The sequence below is a fragment of the Pseudomonas sp. Os17 genome, from assembly GCF_001547895.1.
Taxonomy (GTDB): Bacteria; Pseudomonadota; Gammaproteobacteria; order Pseudomonadales; family Pseudomonadaceae; genus Aquipseudomonas.
In genome coordinates this window covers 6,323,153-6,342,674 of sequence record NZ_AP014627.1, presented here as the reverse complement: position 1 = coordinate 6,342,674, position 19,522 = coordinate 6,323,153, and the positions used below count along the sequence as shown (strand labels likewise).

The 19,522-nt window shown below is 64.7% G+C and carries 13 protein-coding genes; 12 read left to right on the top strand and 1 reads right to left on the bottom strand.

Features of this window, described 5'->3' with window-relative positions:
- The first annotated feature begins 155 nt into the window (after positions 1 to 155).
- From POS17_RS28105 to POS17_RS28095, 3 genes are read left to right on the top strand one after another with little or no spacing between them, the layout of a single operon-like run.
- Positions 156 to 1,493, top strand: a complete 1,338-nt coding sequence (locus POS17_RS28105; RefSeq protein ID WP_060841457.1) for a nucleobase:cation symporter-2 family protein — start codon at positions 156 to 158, stop codon at positions 1,491 to 1,493.
- Positions 1,494 to 1,551: 58 nt separating this feature from the next.
- Complete coding sequence (locus POS17_RS28100) at positions 1,552 to 2,061, top strand: nucleoside deaminase (RefSeq protein ID WP_060841456.1); 510 nt, start codon at positions 1,552 to 1,554, stop codon at positions 2,059 to 2,061.
- Positions 2,058 to 2,408, top strand: a complete 351-nt coding sequence (locus POS17_RS28095; protein WP_060841455.1) for a hydroxyisourate hydrolase — start codon at positions 2,058 to 2,060, stop codon at positions 2,406 to 2,408. Before POS17_RS28100 ends, POS17_RS28095 begins: the two co-directional genes overlap by 4 nt.
- Positions 2,409 to 2,530: 122 nt before the next feature.
- Here the strand turns inward: POS17_RS28095 and POS17_RS28090 are convergent, their stop codons facing one another.
- Positions 2,531 to 2,932 carry a lysozyme inhibitor LprI family protein gene (locus tag POS17_RS28090; protein ID WP_060841454.1) on the bottom strand — a complete coding sequence of 134 codons (402 nt, stop codon included), beginning with the start codon at positions 2,930 to 2,932 and terminating at the stop codon, positions 2,531 to 2,533.
- Positions 2,933 to 3,167: 235 nt separating this feature from the next.
- On the opposite strand from POS17_RS28090, the gene POS17_RS28085 reads away from it, so the two are divergent.
- From POS17_RS28085 to POS17_RS28045, 9 genes are all read left to right on the top strand, one after another.
- Positions 3,168 to 4,145 carry a dipeptidase gene (locus POS17_RS28085; protein WP_060842023.1) on the top strand — a complete coding sequence of 326 codons (978 nt, stop codon included), beginning with the start codon at positions 3,168 to 3,170 and terminating at the stop codon, positions 4,143 to 4,145.
- A 161-nt stretch (positions 4,146 to 4,306) separates the two neighbouring features.
- Entirely contained in the window at positions 4,307 to 4,837 is a 531-nt protein-coding gene (locus POS17_RS28080) for a 4-vinyl reductase (RefSeq protein ID WP_016962810.1), read from the top strand.
- Between the two features lie 15 nt (positions 4,838 to 4,852).
- Positions 4,853 to 6,913: a dimethylglycine demethylation protein DgcA gene (gene dgcA / locus POS17_RS28075; protein WP_060841453.1), complete on the top strand. Its 2,061-nt coding sequence runs from the start codon at positions 4,853 to 4,855 to the stop codon at positions 6,911 to 6,913.
- 227 nt (positions 6,914 to 7,140) lie between these two features.
- Positions 7,141 to 9,090, top strand: a complete 1,950-nt coding sequence (gene dgcB, locus POS17_RS28070; protein WP_060841452.1) for a dimethylglycine demethylation protein DgcB — start codon at positions 7,141 to 7,143, stop codon at positions 9,088 to 9,090.
- A complete protein-coding gene (etfA, locus tag POS17_RS28065; protein WP_060841451.1) occupies positions 9,090 to 10,310 on the top strand; it encodes an electron transfer flavoprotein subunit alpha in 1,221 nt (406 codons plus the stop codon). Before dgcB ends, etfA begins: the two co-directional genes overlap by 1 nt.
- Before the next feature lie 9 nt (positions 10,311 to 10,319).
- Positions 10,320 to 11,090, top strand: a complete 771-nt coding sequence (gene etfB / locus POS17_RS28060) for an electron transfer flavoprotein subunit beta (protein ID WP_060841450.1) — start codon at positions 10,320 to 10,322, stop codon at positions 11,088 to 11,090.
- Positions 11,091 to 12,607: 1,517 nt separating this feature from the next.
- Positions 12,608 to 16,060 (top strand): GMC oxidoreductase, encoded by a 3,453-nt coding sequence (locus POS17_RS28055; protein ID WP_060841449.1) that lies wholly within the window; start codon positions 12,608 to 12,610, stop codon positions 16,058 to 16,060.
- Between the two features lie 129 nt (positions 16,061 to 16,189).
- Complete coding sequence (locus tag POS17_RS28050; RefSeq protein WP_060841448.1) at positions 16,190 to 18,058, top strand: hypothetical protein; 1,869 nt, start codon at positions 16,190 to 16,192, stop codon at positions 18,056 to 18,058.
- A gap of 47 nt (positions 18,059 to 18,105) precedes the next feature.
- Positions 18,106 to 19,371, top strand: a complete 1,266-nt coding sequence (locus tag POS17_RS28045) for a metallophosphoesterase family protein (protein WP_060841447.1) — start codon at positions 18,106 to 18,108, stop codon at positions 19,369 to 19,371.
- The last annotated feature ends 151 nt before the right edge of the window (positions 19,372 to 19,522 follow it).

Here is a 19,522-nt window from a genome sequence, read left to right as displayed (position 1 = left end):
GCTGGTGCAATCCATCGTTAAAAACGATGGGTGCTCATTTGTTGCATCGCATTCAAGCACAGATCATGGGCGCCGCCGTCCGAACTTCCTGCCGGGGCGCTGCTCCCGGATGCCTGCCAGAACAACAACAGCCGCACCTTCAGGAGACCTGCGACATGACTATTTCCCGTGTTCATCCCGTGGACGAGGTCCTGCCCGTTCGCCAGTTGTTCAGCTTCGGCCTGCAACACGTGCTGGTGATGTATGCCGGTGCAGTGGCGGTGCCGTTGATTCTAGGCAATGCCCTGGGCCTGACCCCGGCCCAGGTGGTCTTGTTGATCAACGCCAACCTGCTGACCTCCGGAATTGCCACGCTGATCCAGACCCTGGGCTTCTGGCGGTTCGGCGCACGGCTGCCGTTGATCCAGGGCTGCTCGTTCATTGCCCTGGCGCCGATGATCATGATCGGCAAGCAGTTCGGTTTGACCGAAGTGTTCGGCGCGGTGATCGCTGCGGGCCTCATCACCATGGCCCTGGCGCCGCTGTTCAGCCGCCTGTTGCGGTTCTTTCCGCCGGTGGTGATCGGCAGCCTGATCACCATCATCGGCATTTCCCTGATGCCGGCGGCGGCGATCTGGCTGGGGGGCGGCAACCCGGCGGCAGCGGATTTCGGCGCGCCGGCCAATCTGCTGCTGGGCCTGGCCACGGTGGCGGTGACCCTGGTGATCTACGGCAAGTTTTCCGGGTTCATCGGCAACCTCAGCGTGCTGATCGGCCTGCTGGCGGGCAGCCTGATTGCTGCCGCCTTCGGCATGACCCACTTCGCCCAGGTCGGCGATGCGGCCTGGTTCGAACTGAGCCCGCCCATGGCTTTCGGCACCCCGCAGTTCTCCCTGATGCCGATCCTGATCATGACCCTGGCGATGCTGGTGATCATGGCCGAGACCACCGGCAACTGCCTGGCCATCGGCACGCTCACCGGCAGGCCGACCACCCCGCGCACCCTGGGCGATGCCTTTCGCGCCGACGGCCTGTCGACCCTGGTGGGCGGCCTGTTCAATAGCTTTCCCTATAACGCCTTTACCCAGAACACTGGGCTGATCGCGCTGTCCCGGGTCAAGAGCCGCTTCGTGGTGGCCGCCGCCGGGGCAATCATGGTGCTCATGGGCCTGTTTCCCAAGCTCGGCGCCCTGGTGGCCGCGGTGCCGACCCCGGTGCTCGGCGGCTGCGCCATCGTCATGTTCGGCATGACCACCGTGGCCGGTATCCAGGAATTGTCGCGGGTGAGGTTCGAGGGCACCCGCAACGCGATCGTCGTCGCGGTGTCGGTCAGTGTCGGGGTGCTGCCGATGTCCTTTCCGGCGCTGTTCGCCCACGCCCACGGGCCGCTCAAGCTGCTGCTGGAAAGCGGCATCTTTCTCGGCGCCATCACCGCCATCGTCCTCAATCTGCTGCTCAACCCTCGCGAGCCGGCGGCTGATGCGTTGCCGGCCCATGCCGGGCTCAATGATTGACGGTTGCTTTCCAACCCGCCTTTTGCGGCGGGACTCTGCCCATGAAAAGGAGGTCACCATGACCCAGATACTGTCTCCCATCCCTGCCGGCGTCAGCGAACTGGACCTGCACCTGCTGCGTCAGAGCATCGAACTGGCAGAAGAAGCCAAGGCCCGTGGCCGCCACCCGTTCGCCGCCCTGGTGGCGGACCGTGACGGCAAGGTCATCGCCAGCGCCGGCAACAACTCGATGCCCCCCGAAGGCGACCCGACCCAGCACGCCGAACTGGCTGCCGCTGCCAAGGCCGCAAGGCTCCTGGGCCCCGAGGAGCTGGCCCAGTGCACCCTGTACACCAGCGCCGAGCCCTGCTGCATGTGCGCCGGGGCCATCTACTGGACCGGGATTGGCCGGGTGGTCTATGCCCTGTCCGAACACGCCTTGCTGGAACTGACCGGCGATCACCCGGAAAACCCGACCTTTTCCCTGCCGTGCCGTGAAGTCTTTGCCCGCGGGCAGCGGCAGATCCCGGTGCTGGGGCCAATGCTGGAACACGAAGCGGCCCGGGCCCATGTGGGGTTCTGGAAATGAATGGCGGGGTGTCGATCCACGTGGTGGATGTCGCCAGCGGCCAGGTGGCCGAAGGCATGGCGGTGCGGGTGCGGCGCCTGGGCGGCGATTGGCTATGCCAGGGGCGGATCGACGGCAATGGCCTGCTCGATGGCCTGCCGGAGTGCGCGGCCAGCTTCGGGCCGGGCGTCTACGAAGTGGAGCTGGAGGTGGCGGCGTTCTATCGCGAGCTAGGCCAGGCGCTGCCGCCGGTGCCCTTCCTCGATGTGCTGGTGTACCGCTTCGGCCTGGATGACCCGCGCCAGCATTACCACCTGCCGTTCAAGCTCACCGCCTGGGGCGTCTCGTGCTTTCGCGGCGGCGCCTGACCCGGTGTTGACCTGGCGTTGACTTGCAGGAGCGAGCTTGCTCGCGAAACCCCCGCAACCGCCGCACCGGGTTCGGCAGGGCGTTTTTTACGGGCAAGCCCGCTCCTGCCGGCGCTAGCGGGTCATTCCTGGGCGATGGATTCGATGAATTCCGAACGCTCGTCGCTCATCCGCGCCAGGCAATCGTTGGTGGCGATGGTGTAGGCCTTGGTCCCGGGCTTGGCCGGGAAGGATTCCATCGCGCAGTCGGCTTCGCGCTGCTTCTGCCACAACTGTTGGGCGTTCTTGACCTTGGCGCTGATGTCGGCCAGTTGCGCCTTGTCGTTGCCGTACAAGGTGCCCAGGCGTTCCAGCAGGCTTTGCACGTTGTCACTCAGCAATTGCTCGGCGGTGGTGCGGTTGTAGGTCGCGCATTCCAGGGTCTGCACGTCGTTTTCCACCCCGTCGCAGGGCGTGTTGTCGGTCTCTTCGGCCGCCTGTACGCCGGTCGCTATCAGTAACAAGGCCAGGAAGATCGGTTTCATTGCAGCGCTGCCCTCATCCAGTGATGCTTTCGTTGAAGCGGCGAATTCTGGCGCAAGCCCCCGGCAAAGAACAGAGGTGGCCGGTGCCCTCCGTCCGGCCCTTTGTCGGTGCTTGACGCTTTCGGCAATTCCCCTGTCGTTTTTGCACCCAGGCGCCCCGGCCCTCAAGCATATGCTGACCCCAAAGCGCCGGCAGACGATTCGGCGCATGAATCGCCAACAAGGGGACAGCCTGATGAGCCCAGCCGAATTACACGCCGACAGCATCGTTATCGACGGGCTGATCATTGCCAAGTGGAACCGCGAGCTGTTCGAGGACATGCGCAAGGGCGGCCTGACCGCAGCCAACTGCACGGTGTCGGTTTGGGAAGGGTTCCAGGCCACGGTCAACAACATTGCCGCCAGCCAGAAACTGATCCGCGAAAACAGCGACCTGGTGATGCCGGTGCGCACCACCGCGGACATCCGTAAGGCCAAGGAAGTGGGCAAGACTGGCATTCTCTTCGGCTTCCAGAATGCCCATGCCTTCGAGGACCAGATCGGTTATGTCGAGGTGTTCAAGCAGCTGGGCGTGGGCATCGTGCAGATGTGCTACAACACCCAGAACCTGGTAGGCACCGGCTGCTACGAGCGCGACGGCGGCCTGTCGGGCTTCGGCCGCGAGATCGTCGCCGAGATGAACCGCGTCGGGGTGATGTGCGACCTGTCCCACGTAGGTTCCAAGACCAGCGAGGAAGTGATCCTCGAATCCAAGAAGCCGGTGTGCTACTCCCACTGCCTGCCGTCCGGGCTCAAGGAACACCCGCGCAACAAGTCCGACGCCGAGCTGAAATTCATCGCCGACCACGGCGGTTTCGTCGGCGTGACCATGTTCGCGCCGTTCCTGGCCAAGGGCATCGATTCGACCATCGACGATTACGCCGAAGCCATCGAATACACCATGAACATCGTCGGAGAAGACTCCATCGGCATCGGCACCGACTTCACCCAGGGCCACGGCCAGGACTTTTTCGAATACCTGACCCACGACAAGGGCTACGCCCGGCGCCTGACCAACTTCGGCAAGATCATCAACCCCCTGGGGATCCGCACCGTGGGCGAGTTTCCCAACCTCACCGAAACCCTGCTCAAACGCGGCCACAGCGAGCGCGTGGTGCGCAAGATCATGGGCGAGAACTGGGTCAATGTCCTCAAGGACGTCTGGGGCGAGTAAGACCACCCCCCACAGCACATTCCTGTAGCCGCTGCCGCAGGCTGCGATCGGCTCCGAAGGAGACGCGCTCTAGCGGCCCTCGGAAGGCTCTTCGAGCCTTTTCCCAGCCTTCGGCAGCGGCTACAGACGTACTTATCCACAGAATTCCGGAGTTTTGAAACATGGCCAAGATCGCCCCGCAACTGCCTATCGAAGTCGACAGCGAAACCGGTGTCTGGACCTCCGACGCCCTGCCGATGCTCTACGTGCCGCGGCATTTCTTCGTCAACAACCACATGGGCATCGAGGAAGTCCTGGGCGCCGAGGCCTACGCCGAGATCCTCTACAAGGCCGGCTACAAGTCCGCCTGGCACTGGTGCGAAAAAGAAGCTGAATGCCACGGCCTGGAAGGCGTCGCAGTGTTCGAGCACTACATGAAGCGCCTGTCCCAGCGCGGCTGGGGGCTGTTCAAGATCCAGGACATCGACCTGGATAAAGGCACCGCCAGCGTCAAGCTCGAACACTCGGCGTTCGTCTACGTCTACGGCAAGGTCGGGCGCAAGGTCGACTACATGTTCACCGGCTGGTTCGCCGGCGCCATGGACCAGATCCTGGCCGCCCGTGGCAGCAAGATCCGCACCGTGGCAGAGCAGGTTTACGGTGGTTCCGAAGAAGGCCACGACGATGGCCTGTTCGTCGTCAAACCGTTGTAAGCGGAGTTAAGACAAATGGCTTTCGAAGCGATGTTCCAGCCGATCCAGATCGGCAAACTGACCATCCGCAACCGCGTGCTCAGTACCGCCCACGCCGAGGTCTACGCGACTGACGGCGGCATGACCACCGAACGGTATGTGAAGTACTACGAAGAAAAGGCCAAGGGCGGCATCGGCCTGGCGATCTGCGGTGGTTCCTCGGTGGTGGCCATCGACAGTCCCCAGGAATGGTGGAGTTCGGTGAACCTGTCCACCGACCGCATCATCCCGCACTTCCAGAACCTGGCCGACGCCATGCACAAGCATGGCGCCAAGATCATGATCCAGATTACCCACATGGGCCGCCGCTCGCGTTGGGACGGCTTCAACTGGCCGACCCTGATGTCGCCGTCCGGCGTGCGTGAGCCGGTGCACCGCGCCACCTGCAAGACCATCGAGCCGGAAGAGATCTGGCGGGTGATCGGCAACTACGCCCAGGCCGCACGCCGGGCCAAGGCCGGCGGCCTGGACGGCGTCGAACTGTCGGCGGTGCACCAGCACATGATCGACCAGTTCTGGAGCCCGCGGGTCAACAAGCGTACCGACGAATGGGGCGGCACCTTCGAGAAACGCATGCGTTTCGGCCTGGAAGTGCTCAAGGCGGTGCGCGCCGAAGTCGGTGACGATTTCTGCGTCGGCATGCGCATCTGCGGTGACGAGTTCCACCCGGACGGCCTGTCCCACGAGGACATGAAACAGATCGCCAAGTACTACGACGACACCGGCATGCTGGACTTCCTCGGCGTGGTCGGCTCGGGCTGCGACACCCACAACACCCTGGCCAACGTGATCCCCAACATGAGCTTCCCGCCGGAGCCGTTCCTGCACCTGGCGGCGGGCATCAAGGAAGTGGTCAAGGTTCCGGTGCTGCACGCACAGAACATCAAGGACCCGAACCAGGCCACGCGGATTCTCGAAGGCGGTTACGTCGACATGGTCGGCATGACCCGCGCCCACATGGCCGACCCGCACCTGATCGCCAAGATCAAGATGGGCCAGATCGACCAGATCAAGCAGTGCGTCGGCGCCAACTACTGCATCGACCGCCAGTACCAGGGCCTGGACGTGCTGTGCATCCAGAACGCCGCCACGTCCCGTGAGTACATGGGCGTGCCGCACATCATCGAGAAAACCACCGGCATCAAGCGCAAGGTGGTGGTGGTCGGTGCCGGTCCTGCCGGTATGGAAGCCGCCCGTGTCGCCGCCGAACGTGGCCACGACGTGACCCTGTTCGAGAAGAAGGACGCCATTGGCGGGCAGATCACCACCGCCTCCAAGGCCCCGCAACGGGACCAGATCGCCGGTATCACCCGCTGGTATCAGCTGGAACTGGCGCGCCTGAAAGTCGACCTGCGCCTGGGCACTGCGGCGGACACCGCGACTATCCTCGACCTGCGCCCCGACGTGGTGGTGCTGGCCGTGGGCGGCCATCCGTTCATCGAGCAGAACGAGCACTGGGGCGCCGCCGAAGGGTTGGTGGTCAGCAGCTGGGACATCCTCGACGGCAAGGTGGCGCCGGGCAAGAACGTGCTGGTCTACGACACCATCTGCGAGTTCACCGGCATGTCGGTCACCGACTTCATCGCCGACAAGGGCTCGCAAGTGGAGATCGTCACCGATGACATCAAGCCGGGCATCGCCGTCGGCGGCACCTCGTTCCCCACCTACTACCGCAGCCTGTACCCCAAGGAAGTGATCATGACCGGGGACCTGACCCTGGAGAAGGTCTACCGCGAGGGCGACAAACTGGTGGCGGTGCTGGAGAACGAATACACCGGCGCCCGCGAAGAGCGGGTGGTGGATCAGGTGGTGGTGGAAAACGGCGTGCGTCCCGACGAGGAGCTCTACTACGGGCTCAAGGAAGGTTCGCGCAACAAGGGCCAGATCGACGTCGAGGCGCTGTTCGCGATCAAGCCGCAGCCGTGCCTGAGCGAGACGGGGGAGGGCTACCTGTTGTTCCGCATAGGCGACTGCGTATCCCAGCGCAACACCCATGCCGCGATCTACGACGCACTGCGCCTGTGCAAGGACTTTTAGCGGCAGCGGCAAGTTTCAAGCTGCAAGCGGCAAGTTGAAGCAGGCGTTCGCGATTGCTCTTTCTTGCTGCTGGAAGCCCGCGGTCGATAGGACGCACTCGGCTCTGTGAGGATTTTTAGCGGCAACTGCAAGTTTCCGGCTGCAAGCTGCAAGCGAAAGCACTGCTCACATTGCTCTTTCTTGCCGCTTGAAGCTTGCCGCTTGCAGCTGACTGTAAGGTGACTGTGATGTTGAACACCCTTCTTCCCATTCTGTTGTTCGCCGCCGTCGGCCTTGCGGTCCTCGGCGCGCTGCGGCGCGTGGCCCTGTGGCGCCAGGGGCGGGCCTCCAAGGTCGATCTGCTCGGCGGCCTGCTGGCCATGCCCAAGCGCTACATGGTGGACCTGCACCATGTGGTGGCCCGGGACAAGTACATGGCCAACACCCACGTGGCCACGGCGGGCGGCTTTGTCCTGGCGGCGGTGCTGGCGATCCTGGTGCATGGTTTTGGTCTGCATAACCGCATCCTCGGCTACGCCTTGCTGCTGGCCACCACGCTGATGTTCGTTGGCGCGCTGTTTGTCGCCAAGCGTCGGCGCAACCCGCCGGCGCGGCTGTCCAAGGGCCCGTGGATGCGCCTGCCGAAAAGCCTGCTGGCGTTTTCCGTGAGTTTCTTTGTGGTGACCCTGCCCGTGGCCGGGATCCTGCCGGAACACTTCGGTGGCTGGGTGCTGGCGGCGATCCTGGCGGTCGGTGTGCTGTGGGGCGTGTCCGAGCTGTTTTTCGGCATGACCTGGGGCGGGCCGATGAAGCACGCCTTCGCTGGCGCCTTGCACCTGGCCTGGCACCGCCGCGCCGAACGCTTTGGCGGCGGCCGCTCCACCGGCCTCAAGCCGCTGGACCTGGAAGACCCCAGCGCGCCCCTGGGCGTGGAAAAACCCAAGGACTTCACCTGGAACCAGCTGCTGGGCTTCGACGCCTGCGTGCAGTGCGGCAAGTGCGAGGCGGCGTGCCCGGCCTTCGCCGCCGGCCAGCCGCTGAACCCGAAGAAGCTGATTCAGGACATGGTGGTCGGCCTGGCCGGTGGCACCGACGCGCAGTTCGCCGGCAGTCCCTATCCAGGAAAGCCCATCGGCGAGCACGGCGGCCATCCGCACCAGCCTATCGTCAACGGCCTGGTGGACGCCGAGACCCTGTGGTCCTGCACCACCTGCCGGGCCTGCGTCGAGGAATGCCCGATGATGATCGAGCACGTCGATGCCATCGTCGACATGCGACGCCACCTGACCCTGGAGAAGGGCGCGACCCCGAACAAGGGCGCCGAGGTCCTGGAAAACCTCATCGCCACCGACAACCCCGGCGGCTTCAACCCGGGCGGACGGATGAACTGGGCGGCGGACCTGAACCTGTCCCTGCTCAGCGACAAGCAGAGTACCGACGTGCTGTTCTGGGTCGGCGACGGCGCCTTCGACATGCGCAACCAGCGCACCCTGCGGGCCTTCGTCAAGGTGCTCAAGGCGGCCAAGGTGGACTTCGCCGTGCTCGGCCTGGAAGAGCGCGACAGCGGCGATGTGGCCCGGCGCCTGGGGGACGAAGCGACCTTCCAGCTGCTGGCCAAGCGCAATATCCAGACCCTGGCCAAGTACCGCTTCAAGCGCATCGTCACCTGCGACCCTCACAGTTTCCATGTGCTGAAGAACGAATACGGCGCCTTCAACGGCCACTATCTGGTGCAGCACCACAGCACCTACCTGGCTGAGCTGATCGACGCCGGTGCACTGAACCTGGGCCAGCACAAGGGCAGCAGCGTGACCTATCACGACCCTTGCTACCTGGGGCGCTACAACGGCGAGTACGAAGCGCCGCGCGAAGTGCTGCGGGCCCTGGGCATCGAGATCAAGGAGATGCAGCGCTCGGGCTTCCGTTCCCGTTGCTGCGGCGGTGGCGGCGGCGCGCCGATCACCGACATTCCGGGCAAGCAGCGGATTCCCGACATGCGCATGGAAGACATCCGCGAGACCGGCGCCGAGCTGGTGGCCGTGGGTTGTCCACAGTGCACGGCGATGCTCGAAGGGGTGGTGGAGCCACGGCCGATGATCAAGGACATCGCCGAGCTGGTGGCCGATGCCTTGCTCGAAGACGTCGCCCCGGGCAAAGCCCCGGTGGCGGTGAAACCCGAACCTGCGGAGGTGCATTGATGAGCGAGATTATCCGCCGCGATCCCCGCGCCGAGTGGATCGCCCGCAACCGCCTGCACCCGCTGCACGCGGCCATGCAGCCGGCGCAGCACAGCTGGATGGGGCCCAATGGCCTGATCCGCAAGAACCCCCATGGCATCGGTTTCATCGGCCCCAACGGCCTCAAGCGCATCGACCGCAGCGGCGCCCAGCAGGGCGGCAGTGCCAAGCGCACGGCGGCGGCCGAGGTGCAGTTGCCGCTGCATCAGGTGGCGCAACCGGCGTTCTACATCAACGTGGTGCCGGACATGGTCGGCGGCCGACTGAGCAGCCACGACCGCGACCTGCTGGGCCTGGCCCGGCAACTGGCGGGCCAGGACGGCGCGGTGCTGGCAGTGGTGTTTGGCGAGCACAAGGAGTCGGCCTTCGCCACCGCGGGCGTCGACCGCCTGCTGGTGCTGCCTGGCAGCGAGTTCGACGGTTATGCACCGGAACAACGGGTGCAGGGCCTGCGGGCTGTGGATAACCAGTTCAGCCCGCGTCACTGGCTGCTGCCCGACAGCCGCACCGGTGGCGGCGAACTGGGTCGGCGCCTGGCCGCGGCCCTGGGCGAACGCCCGGCGACCCGGGTCTGGCAGGTCAAGGACGGGCAGTGCATCGGCCGGGCCGGTGCCGGCCTGCAGGACCTGGCGCGGCCGGCGCCACGCCTGATCCTGGCCGCCGCCGAATGCGCCGAGCCGGTCAGCGAAACCCGTCACGAAGCGTTGCCGGTGGAGTTATCCACAAGCGTGGCCCGCAGCCTGGCGCGCATCGAGGATCTGGGTGCGGTGGCGGTGGACCCGGCGGCGATTCCCATGGCCGAGGCCGAATTCATCTTTTCCGGGGGCAACGGGGTCAAGGATTGGCCACTGTTTCACCAGACCGCCGCGGCCCTGGGCGCCACCGAAGGCGCCTCGCGGGTGGCGGTGGACGACGGCTTCATGGCCCGTGACCGGCAAGTGGGGGCCAGCGGCATCTGGGTCACCGCGCGGGTCTATGTGGCGGTGGGGATTTCCGGGGCGATCCAGCACCTGCAAGGCATTGGCGCCTGCGACAAGGTGGTGGCGATCAACCTCGATCCGGGCTGCGACATGATCAAGCGCGCCGACTTGTCGGTGATTGGCGACAGCGCGGAAATTCTCAGGGCCTTGATCGCGGCGGTAGCGGCCTACCGCAACGACGCCAAGCGCGATGCGGCTTAAGGGGACGTTATGAACAGCAATGTGATCAGCCTGGTATCGATAGGCGCGCACCCGACTTCCGGCCGCCCACGGCGCGCCGAACAGGACGCCCGCGCGGTGGAACTGGGCCTGCAACTGGCGGGGGACAAACTGCAGGTGCTGCATGCCGGCGACGTCGCCGAACCGGCCCTGCGTGCTTACCTGGGCATGGGCCTGGAACAGCTGCACGTGCTGGAACAGCCAGCGGGCGCTGATGCCCTGCCGATCCTGACCCAGTACCTGCGCGAGGCGGGCGCCCAGGTGGTGCTTACCGGCAGCCAGGCGGAAACCGGCGAAGGCTCCGGCATGCTGCCGTTTTTGCTGGCGGAGAACCTGGGCTGGCCCCTGGTGGTGGGGCTGGCGCAAGTCGAATCCCTGGCCGACGGCGTGGCCCATGTGCTGCAAGCCTTGCCCCGTGGCCAGCGGCGCCGGCTCAAGGTGCGCCTGCCGTTCCTTGCCACTGTGGATAACGCTGCGCCGAAACCGCGCCAGAGCGCCTACGGCCCGGCGCGCCGTGGTCTGTTGCAGGCCGATCAGGTCATGGTGGTGGAGGACGAGTTGTTCACCACCTCCAGCTTGCAACCGGCCAAACCCCGGCCCAAGCGCCTGAAGGTGATCAAGGCCAAGAGCGGCGCGGATCGCATGAAGGCCGCCACTGCCAAGGCCAGCGGTGGCACCGGCCAGGTCCTCAAGGGCGTGAGCCCCGAGGCGGGCGCCGAGGCCATTCTCAAGTTGCTCATCGAAGAAGGCGTGGTGCGCTGAGCTCAGGTTTATGCACAGCCCTCGGGCCGTGCACCCACCTCTGAGCACCGCCGTTCGCTGGCAAGCCAGCTCCTACCAGGGAAATCGCGCCTGCACCCACCGGTAGGAGCCGGCTTGCCGGCGAGGGGGGCGTCATGGTTTTGCACATCTCTGGGCACCGCCATTCGCTGGCAAGCCAGCTCCTACCAGGGAAATCGCGCCTGCACCCACCGGTAGGAGCCGGCTTGCCGGCGAAGGGGGCGTCATGGTTTTGCACATCTCTGGGCACCGCCGTTCGCTGGCAAGCCAGCTCCTACCAGGGAAATCGCGCCTGCACCCACCGTAGGAGCCGGCTTGCCGGCGAAGGGGCGTCATGGTTTTGCACATCTCTGGGCACCGCCGTTCGCTGGCAAGCCAGCGCCTACCAGGGAAATCGCGTCTGCACCCACCGTAGGAGCCGGCTTGCCGGCGAAGGGGGCGTCATGGTTTTGCACATCTCTGGGCACCGCCGTTCGCTGGCAAGCCAGCGCCTACAAGAGTAGCGATGGGTTACTCACAATCCCTGTGTGCGTACCTGTGGATAAGGTGTTCGCGCCTTGCTCAAGCCCCTATGCAACAAGCCCTGTAGCCGTCTGTACGAAATTTGATCAGGCTAAGCTGGCGTTTTTCATGGCTTTTTTTCCTGGGCAGGGCAACAGCCGCAGAGACTTTTGCACAGCACTTGCCCCCAAAGTCTGTTGGCGCTTCTGTGGATAAGATGTTCGCTTAGCGCTACAGGCCTTGCAGATCGCGCCTTGCAGGCTTTTGATCAAAAAACAGTCAAATGCGGCTTTTTCTACCCGTTACCCCGCCATGAACCCGATTATTCGCGGCTTTCAAGGGTTTTCCACAGTGCGCCGGGTCATTCACCACAGTTGCCCCCAAAGTCTGTTGGCCTTTCTGTGGATAAGGTGTTCGCCTTCCGCTGCGGGCCACGGCAGACGTGGCTTTCAAGCTTCTGTTCAAAAACTGATCAATGCTGTCAAAAACCGCTGATTCTGCATAAGTCACGGTTTTTATTGCCATTGGCCGACGAACTATCCCCACCCCCGGTGCACTTGCCCACAGTTGCTGTGGGTCAAGGTGTGGATAAGGTGTTCGCCAACGGCTGGACGCCTTGTGATTCATAGCGTGCCCGGCAATAGGTCAAATTTCATACAGTTCTAAGGGCTTTCTTGACACTGGCAATGGGCCTGTCTTCACTGAGGCATCAAGGACTTAGCGGCAACTTATCCACATCCGGCTCAGGGAGCGAAGGCAATGGATTGTCGTTCATCGCAGGTTTATCCGACCGGGGCCCCCCTCCCTAGACGTACCCGTCGCCGTGCCGCCAACCAGCGCGCACGCCTATAGCCCTGCCCTGCGCTTTGTTCCGTCACTGACTGCACTGCTGATGTTTCAGGCGCCTGGGCCTGCCTGTGCGGCTGCCTGCGCGTCAACGGATGCACCCATTAGAGGCAACCCACGAGTTGCCCCATCTGCCTGAGAGGAACTCCGCCATGACTCGGATCGCGACCCCCATCAGCGAGATCCAGGAACACTACGACGTGATCGTCATCGGCTCCGGCTATGGCGGCGGCATTGCCGCCTCCCGACTGTCCCGGGCCGGGCGCCGCGTCTGCCTGCTGGAGCGGGGGCGGGAAATCCAGCCCGGCGAGTACCCCAACACCCTGGCCAGCGCCACCGAGGAGTTGCAGGTGCATGACCCCGAAGGTCATATCGGTTCGCGAACCGGGCTCTTCGATCTGCACGTCAACGCCCAGCAGAACGTGGTGGTGGGCTGTGGCCTGGGGGGCACTTCGCTGATCAACGCCAACGTCGCCCTGGAACCCGAACCCGGAGTCTTCGATGACCCGCGCTGGCCCCAGGCGGTGCGCGAACACCGTGACACCCTGCTCAAGGAAGGCTTCGCCCGGGCCCGGGAGATGCTCAAGCCCAATCCCTATCCGGAGTCGGCGCCGACCTTGCCCAAGCTGGTGGCTCACCGCAAATCCGCGGAGTTTCTCAAGCAGGGCTCGCACTTCTACAAGCCGCCGATCAACGTGACCTTCAGCAAGCTGCCCAATAACCTCAACCATGTCGGGGTCGAGCAACTGCCCTGCAACCACTGCGGCGACTGCGTCTCGGGCTGTAACAACAAGGCCAAGAACACCACCCTGATGAACTACCTGCCGGACGCCTGCAACCATGGCGCGCAGATTTTCTGCCAGGCCCAGGTGCGCTACCTGGAGCGTGACGGTGACGGCTGGATCGTGCACTTCCAGTACCTGGACAGCGGCCGCGAGAAGTTCTCGGCGCCGACCCTGTTCGTCAAGGCCGACATCGTCGTGCTCAGTGCCGGCACCCTGGGTTCCACGGAAATCCTCCTGCGTTCCCGGGCCAAGGGCCTGTCCACCTCGGCCCAGCTCGGCGAGCACATGAGCGGCAACGGCGACATCCTCGGCTTTGGCCACAACTGCGAGCAGACCATCAATGGCATCGGCTTCGGCACCCATTCGGCCAGTGAGCTCAAACCCGTGGGGCCGTGCATCACCTCGGTCATCGACCTGCGCACCGAAGGCGACTGGCGCAGCCGCATGGTGATCGAGGAGGGTTCGATTCCCGGCGCCCTGGGGCGGGCCATGGTGCCGAGCATGGCGCTGTTCGCCGGGACCCTGGGCAAGGCCACCGACAACAGCCTCAGCGGTCAGTTGGGCTACAAGGAGCGCGAGGCCGAAAGCTTTCTGCGCGGGCCCTACTACGGCGCCCTGCACAACATGCAGACCTACCTGATCATGAGCCACGACAACGGCCGCGGGCGCATGCTGCTCGATGACCAGGACCAGCTGCGCATCGACTGGCCGGGCGTTGGCGAGCAGCCCAATGTGGTCCTCGGCAACGAACGCCTGCAGCAGTGCACCAAGGCCCTGGGCGGGATCTGGGTGGAGAACCCGATCTGGACCCAGCTGCTCAAGCACAGCATCGTCTCGGTGCACCCGCTGGGGGGCTGCGTGATGGGCGAGGATGCCGGGCAGGGCGTGGTCAACCACAAGGGCCAGGTGTTTTGCGGCGCCAGCGGCAGCGATGTCTATCCCGGGTTGTATGTGGCCGACGGCGCGGTGATTCCGACGTCACTGGCGGTCAATCCGCTGCTGACCATCTCGGCGGTCAGCGAGCGCAACATGCGCCTGCTGGCCGAGGACCGCGGCTGGAAGATCGACTACCGCCTGCCCTCGGCACCGAGCAAGGCGGTGCCGGCGCCGACCCTGGGCGTGCAGTTCACCGAAACCATGAAGGGCTACTTTTCCACCGACTTCACCCAGCCCCAGGGCACCGATCTGGCGCTCTACCAGGCAGCGGCCCAGCGCGGAGAAGCGCAGAACTCGCCCATCGAATTCACCCTGACCATCACCGCCGCCGACCTCGACCGGATGATCAAGGAACCCGAGCACGCCGCAACCCTGGTCGGCACCCTGAATGCCCCGCTGTTGTCGGCCCAGCCCCTGGTGGCCAGCCACGGCGTGTTCAACCTGTTCGAGGAGTACCAGGAGCAGGTTGGCGTGCGCCACATGAACTACGACATGCGCCTGAGTGCCGAGGACGGCAGTGAGTATTTCTTCAGCGCCTTCAAGACCGTGCCCGAGGATCACGGCGTGCTGAACATCTGGCCCGACACCAGCACCCTCTACGTGACCCTGTACCGCGGCCGGGACAAGAACGCTCCGGTGCTGGGCAGCGGGGTGATGCACATCCTGCCGGCGGACTTCGCCCGGCAGATGACCACCATGAAGGTGCTCAACGCGCGCAACGAACGCGAGCGCATCGAGGCCCTGGCGCGCTTTGGCAAGTTTTTCGCCGGGATTCTCTGGGAGAGCTACGGCGGGGTCTTCGCCGGGGACATCTACTTCAACCCCGATGCGCCGCCCCGGCTGAAACGCCCCCTGGACGCGCCGGTGCCGACCGTGCATTTCTTCCAGACCGAGGACCATGTGCACCTGCGCCTGACCCGTTATCAGGCCGGCAGCAAGGGCCCGGTGATGCTGGTGCACGGGCTGGGCGTGGGCTCCAACATCTTCTCCACCGACACCATCCAGACCAACCTGCTGGAGTACCTGTGCAAGCACGACTATGACGTCTGGCTCCTGGATTTCCGGGTCAGCATCCTGCTGCCGGCGAGCAAGCAGGAATGCAATGGCGACCAGATCGCCGCCTACGATTTCAAGGCCGCCATCGGCCAGATCAAGCAGGCGACCGGGGCCCGGGACGTGCAATGCGTGGTGCATTGCTATGGCGCCACGACCTTCTTCATGTCGCTGCTGGCGGGCCTGCAGGACGTGCGTTCGGTGGTCTGCTCGCAGATCGCCGCCGACACCGTGGTGGCCGCCGCCACCGGGATCAAGGCCGGGTTGCACCTGCCGGGCATGCTCGACGCCATCGGCATCAAGTCGCTGACGGCCTATGCCGACAGCAAGGAAAGCTGGTTCAACAAGCTCTACGACACGGCCCTCAACGGCTATGCCCGGCTTGAAGCCCAGGGTTACTGCACCAACCCGGTGTGCCACCGCATCACCTTCATGTACGCCTCGCTGTACCGCCACGACACCCTCAACCAGACCCTGCACGACAACCTGCACGAGCTGTTCGGCGCATCCAACATCGAAACCTTCGAGCATCTGGCGCTGATCTGTCGCAAGGGCCACCTGGTGGACTTCAAGGGGCGCGACGTCTACATGCCGCATTTCGACCGGCTGAAGTTGCCCATCTGCTTCATCAGCGGCGCCGACAACCAGTGCTACCTGCCGCAAAGCACGCAGAAGACCTACGAGCGCCTGTGCCAGCTGCATGGCCCCGAGCTGTTCAGCCGCCATGTGGTGCCGGGTTATGGGCACATCGACTGCATTTTCGGCAAGAACGCGGTGGTGGATGTGTACCCGCTGATCCTTGCGCACCTGGACAAGACCGCCCGGGGCTGACCCTGGCCGGCCCGCGGCGCGGTTGCCGCGGGCTTGGGCCAGGTCAGGGAACAGGCAGCGCAGCAAGCACGCTTCGAGGTCGAGTGCAGGCTGCGGCGGCCGCTACACATGGATGCAGGGAAGGTTGAGATGAACGCTTATATCCGCTGGTTCCAACGCTTCATCTGGCTGGGCATCGCCATGAACATGGTGTTCGCCCTGCCGGCGCTGTTTGCCCCGGCGCTGCTGACCGCGGTGGTCGGCCTGCCGCCGGTGCTGTCCGATCCCTGGCTGGAAAACACCGGCATGCTGCTGGTGGGCATCAGCCTGTTCTACATGCCTTCGGGCTGCAACGCTCCGCGTTTCGTGGTGCATTCCTGGCTGTGCGTGCTGTCGCGGCTGATCGCCGTGGCGTTCTGGATCTACCTGATCAATACCAGCAACCAGTCCCAGGTGTTCGTGCCCATGCTGATGGGCGACCTCGGCATGTTCCTGGTGCTCGGCCTCCTGCTGTACCTGGGCAGTGCCCCGGCCAATCGGCCCTGGGCCCTGCTCTGTGCCGGGCTGCAGGCCTTGCGTGAACACTGGGCCGCCTGCTGGGCGCGCCACAGCTTTCGTGTCGGCGCCCTGGTGACGCTGCTGGTGCTGGGGTTTGTTGGCTACCAGACATGGGTCAACATGCTGCGCGAGGTGCCGCAGCCGGTGGAAGCCTCCGACGAGGACCACTTCAAGTACGCCGCCATCGGCCTGGGCATCGAGGCGCGGATTCCCTACTACCTGTTCGCCGTGCTGCCACAGATGTGCCCGGAAAAACTGCCCCGGCCCGGCGGCTACGAAGTCTTCGGCTTCCTCTACGAGAACGGCCGGGACCTGCCGGTGGGCATGGCCAAGCGGCAGCTCGGCTACCCCACGGTGGAGCCCAACTGCGCCCTGTGCCACACCGGTGCCTACCGCGCCAGCGCCGGCGATGTGTCCCAGGTGGTGCCCACGGCGCCGGCCAACCTGATGCAGCTCCAGGCCTTCCAGTGGTTTGCCTACGATTGCGCCAGCGATCCGAAATTCACCGTGGATGCGCTGATGGACGCGATCAACGCCAAGTTCCAGCTGGGCTTCATCGAGCGCCTGTACAACCGCTACCTGATCATGCCCATGGCCAGGAGCGCGCTGCTCAAGCAGAAGCAGGCCTACGCCTGGCAGAAGTTGCGGCCGCCGCAAGGGCCGGGGCGTACCGACACCTTCAACCCGACCAAGATGGTGGTGTTCGGTTTCCCCGACGACTCCACCATCGGCACCGTGGACCTGCCGCAGATCTGGAACCAGAAGCCCCGGGAGTCGATGTACCTGCACTGGGACGGCAACAACAACCAGATCCGCGAGCGCAACTACGCGGCGGCGATGGCCGTGGGCGCGACCCCGCAATCGGTGCTGCCCGAGAGCTTCAACCGGGTCACCAACTGGTTGCTGGGGCACAAGCCGCCGGCCTGGCCGTTCGCCCTCGATCAGGCCAAGGTGGCCCAGGGCAAGCCGCTGTGGGAAGCCAACTGCGCCGGTTGCCATGATTTCGGCAAGGCCGACACCGGCCAGGTCACCACCAATATCCAGGCGCTGGGCACCGATCCCCATCGCCTGGATTCCTTCACCACCGGGCTGGTCCAGGCCTTCCACGGCTTCAAGAAGCCGCCGTTCGACTTTGGCGCCTATCGCAAGACCCAGAGCTACAGCAACACCCCCACCGACGGCGTCTGGCTGCGCGCGCCGTACCTGCACAACGGCTCGGTGCCCAGCCTCTGGGACCTGTTGCAGGCCCCGCAATTACGGCCCCAGGTGTTCTACACCGGCTCGGATGTGTATGACCCGCAGAAGGTCGGCTTTGTCACCAGCGGCCCGACGCTGCAGGGCCCGGGCTCCTTCAAGTACGACACCCACCTGGAGGGCAACAGCAACAGCGGCCACCTGTATGGCACGCAGCTTTCAGAGCAGCAGAAGTGGCAACTGATCGAGTACATGAAGACCCTGTGACGCCCGTTCGGCGTTTGGGCAAAGGGACCATCAAGAGGGATGCCGACATGTCATTTGTGAGTAATCTGGAACACGAATACGAACAGGTGAAAGCCCGGGTCGACGGGCTGCTGGCCAGGCTCGACCTGGCCTGGAAAAAACTCCGTAGCCAGCTTGAGCCGGCGGAGCTGCAGGCGATCGTGCAACTGCTGCAGCGCGCCCATGACCAGGCGCAGTACGCCCTGATTCACGGCGACTTGCCCCCCGGTCAGGCGCCGGTGCCCTGGGAGTTGGCCCACGGCCTGTCGGTGCTGCACCTGGGCAACGCCAAGCCCCTGCCGCAAACGGTGGCCGAGCTGCAGACCCAGGTGATGAAGGACGGCACCCTGTTGGGTTGTCGCCAGTGGGAGCTGCTGGACCTGCGCTGGAGCGAGGCGCTGCTCAACTGGATCGAGAACCTGCGCAAGCACGCGCCCTTCGGCACCACCCCGGCGCTGATCGAGATGGCCGACAACGTGCTGCTGGACATGGCCGGGGACTGGGGCACCGGCTACTTCCAGCCCCATTCGGCGGCGCAGCGGGTGGCGGACCTGATCAAGCAGGACCAGGCGGATTTCACCGTCCACCTGGGAGATGTGTATTACGCCGGTACCGGCAGCGAAGAGAACGCCGACCTTGCCGATTGGCCCATGGGCCGCCAGGCGTCATTCAGCCTCAACTCCAACCATGAAATGTACAGCGGTGCCCATGGCTACTTTGCCGAGATCGCCGCGCTGTTTCCCCAGCAGCAGGGCACCAGCTACTTCACCCTGTTCAACAGCCACTGGCTGATCGTCGGCCTGGACAGCGCCTATGCCGCCGACGAAATGAACCTGTACATGGACGGCAACCTCAATCCCCCGCAGCAGCAATGGCTCAAGGACCTGGTGGCCAGCAAGGGCCAGGGGCGCAAGATCATGCTGCTCAGCCATCACCAGGGGCTGGATATCAGCGGCCAGCAGCAGACCGCGCTGTACAAGCAGGTGGTCGCGGCCCTGGGCCGGGTGCCGGACTACTGGTACTGGGGGCACCTGCACAATGGCATCTGCTATGCGCCCAAGGACGGCATGTACGGGCGCTGCATCGGCCACGGGGCGATTCCCTATGGCGTCACCCGCGAATTGAAAGGCAACCCTCAGGTGCTGTGGTCGGAAACCCTGTCGGCGGATGATCCGAACTACCCGCTGCGGGTGCGCAACGGTTACGTGAGGGTGAAGCTGGATGGGGCGCAGATCAGCGAAGACTTCATTGGCGAGACCGGCGCAGTCAGTTGGTCACTGCCTCGAAGGCCCTGAACCCCCTGAAACCCTGTAGCCGCTGCCGAGCCCGCGAGGCTGCGACAAGGTCCGCAGGACCTTGCTTGACGGTCGCCAGACGAACCTCTGTCGCCTGCAAGATCCTTACGCGCGCTACGTCGCAATCCCGCCCAAGCCGTTCGCAGCCTGC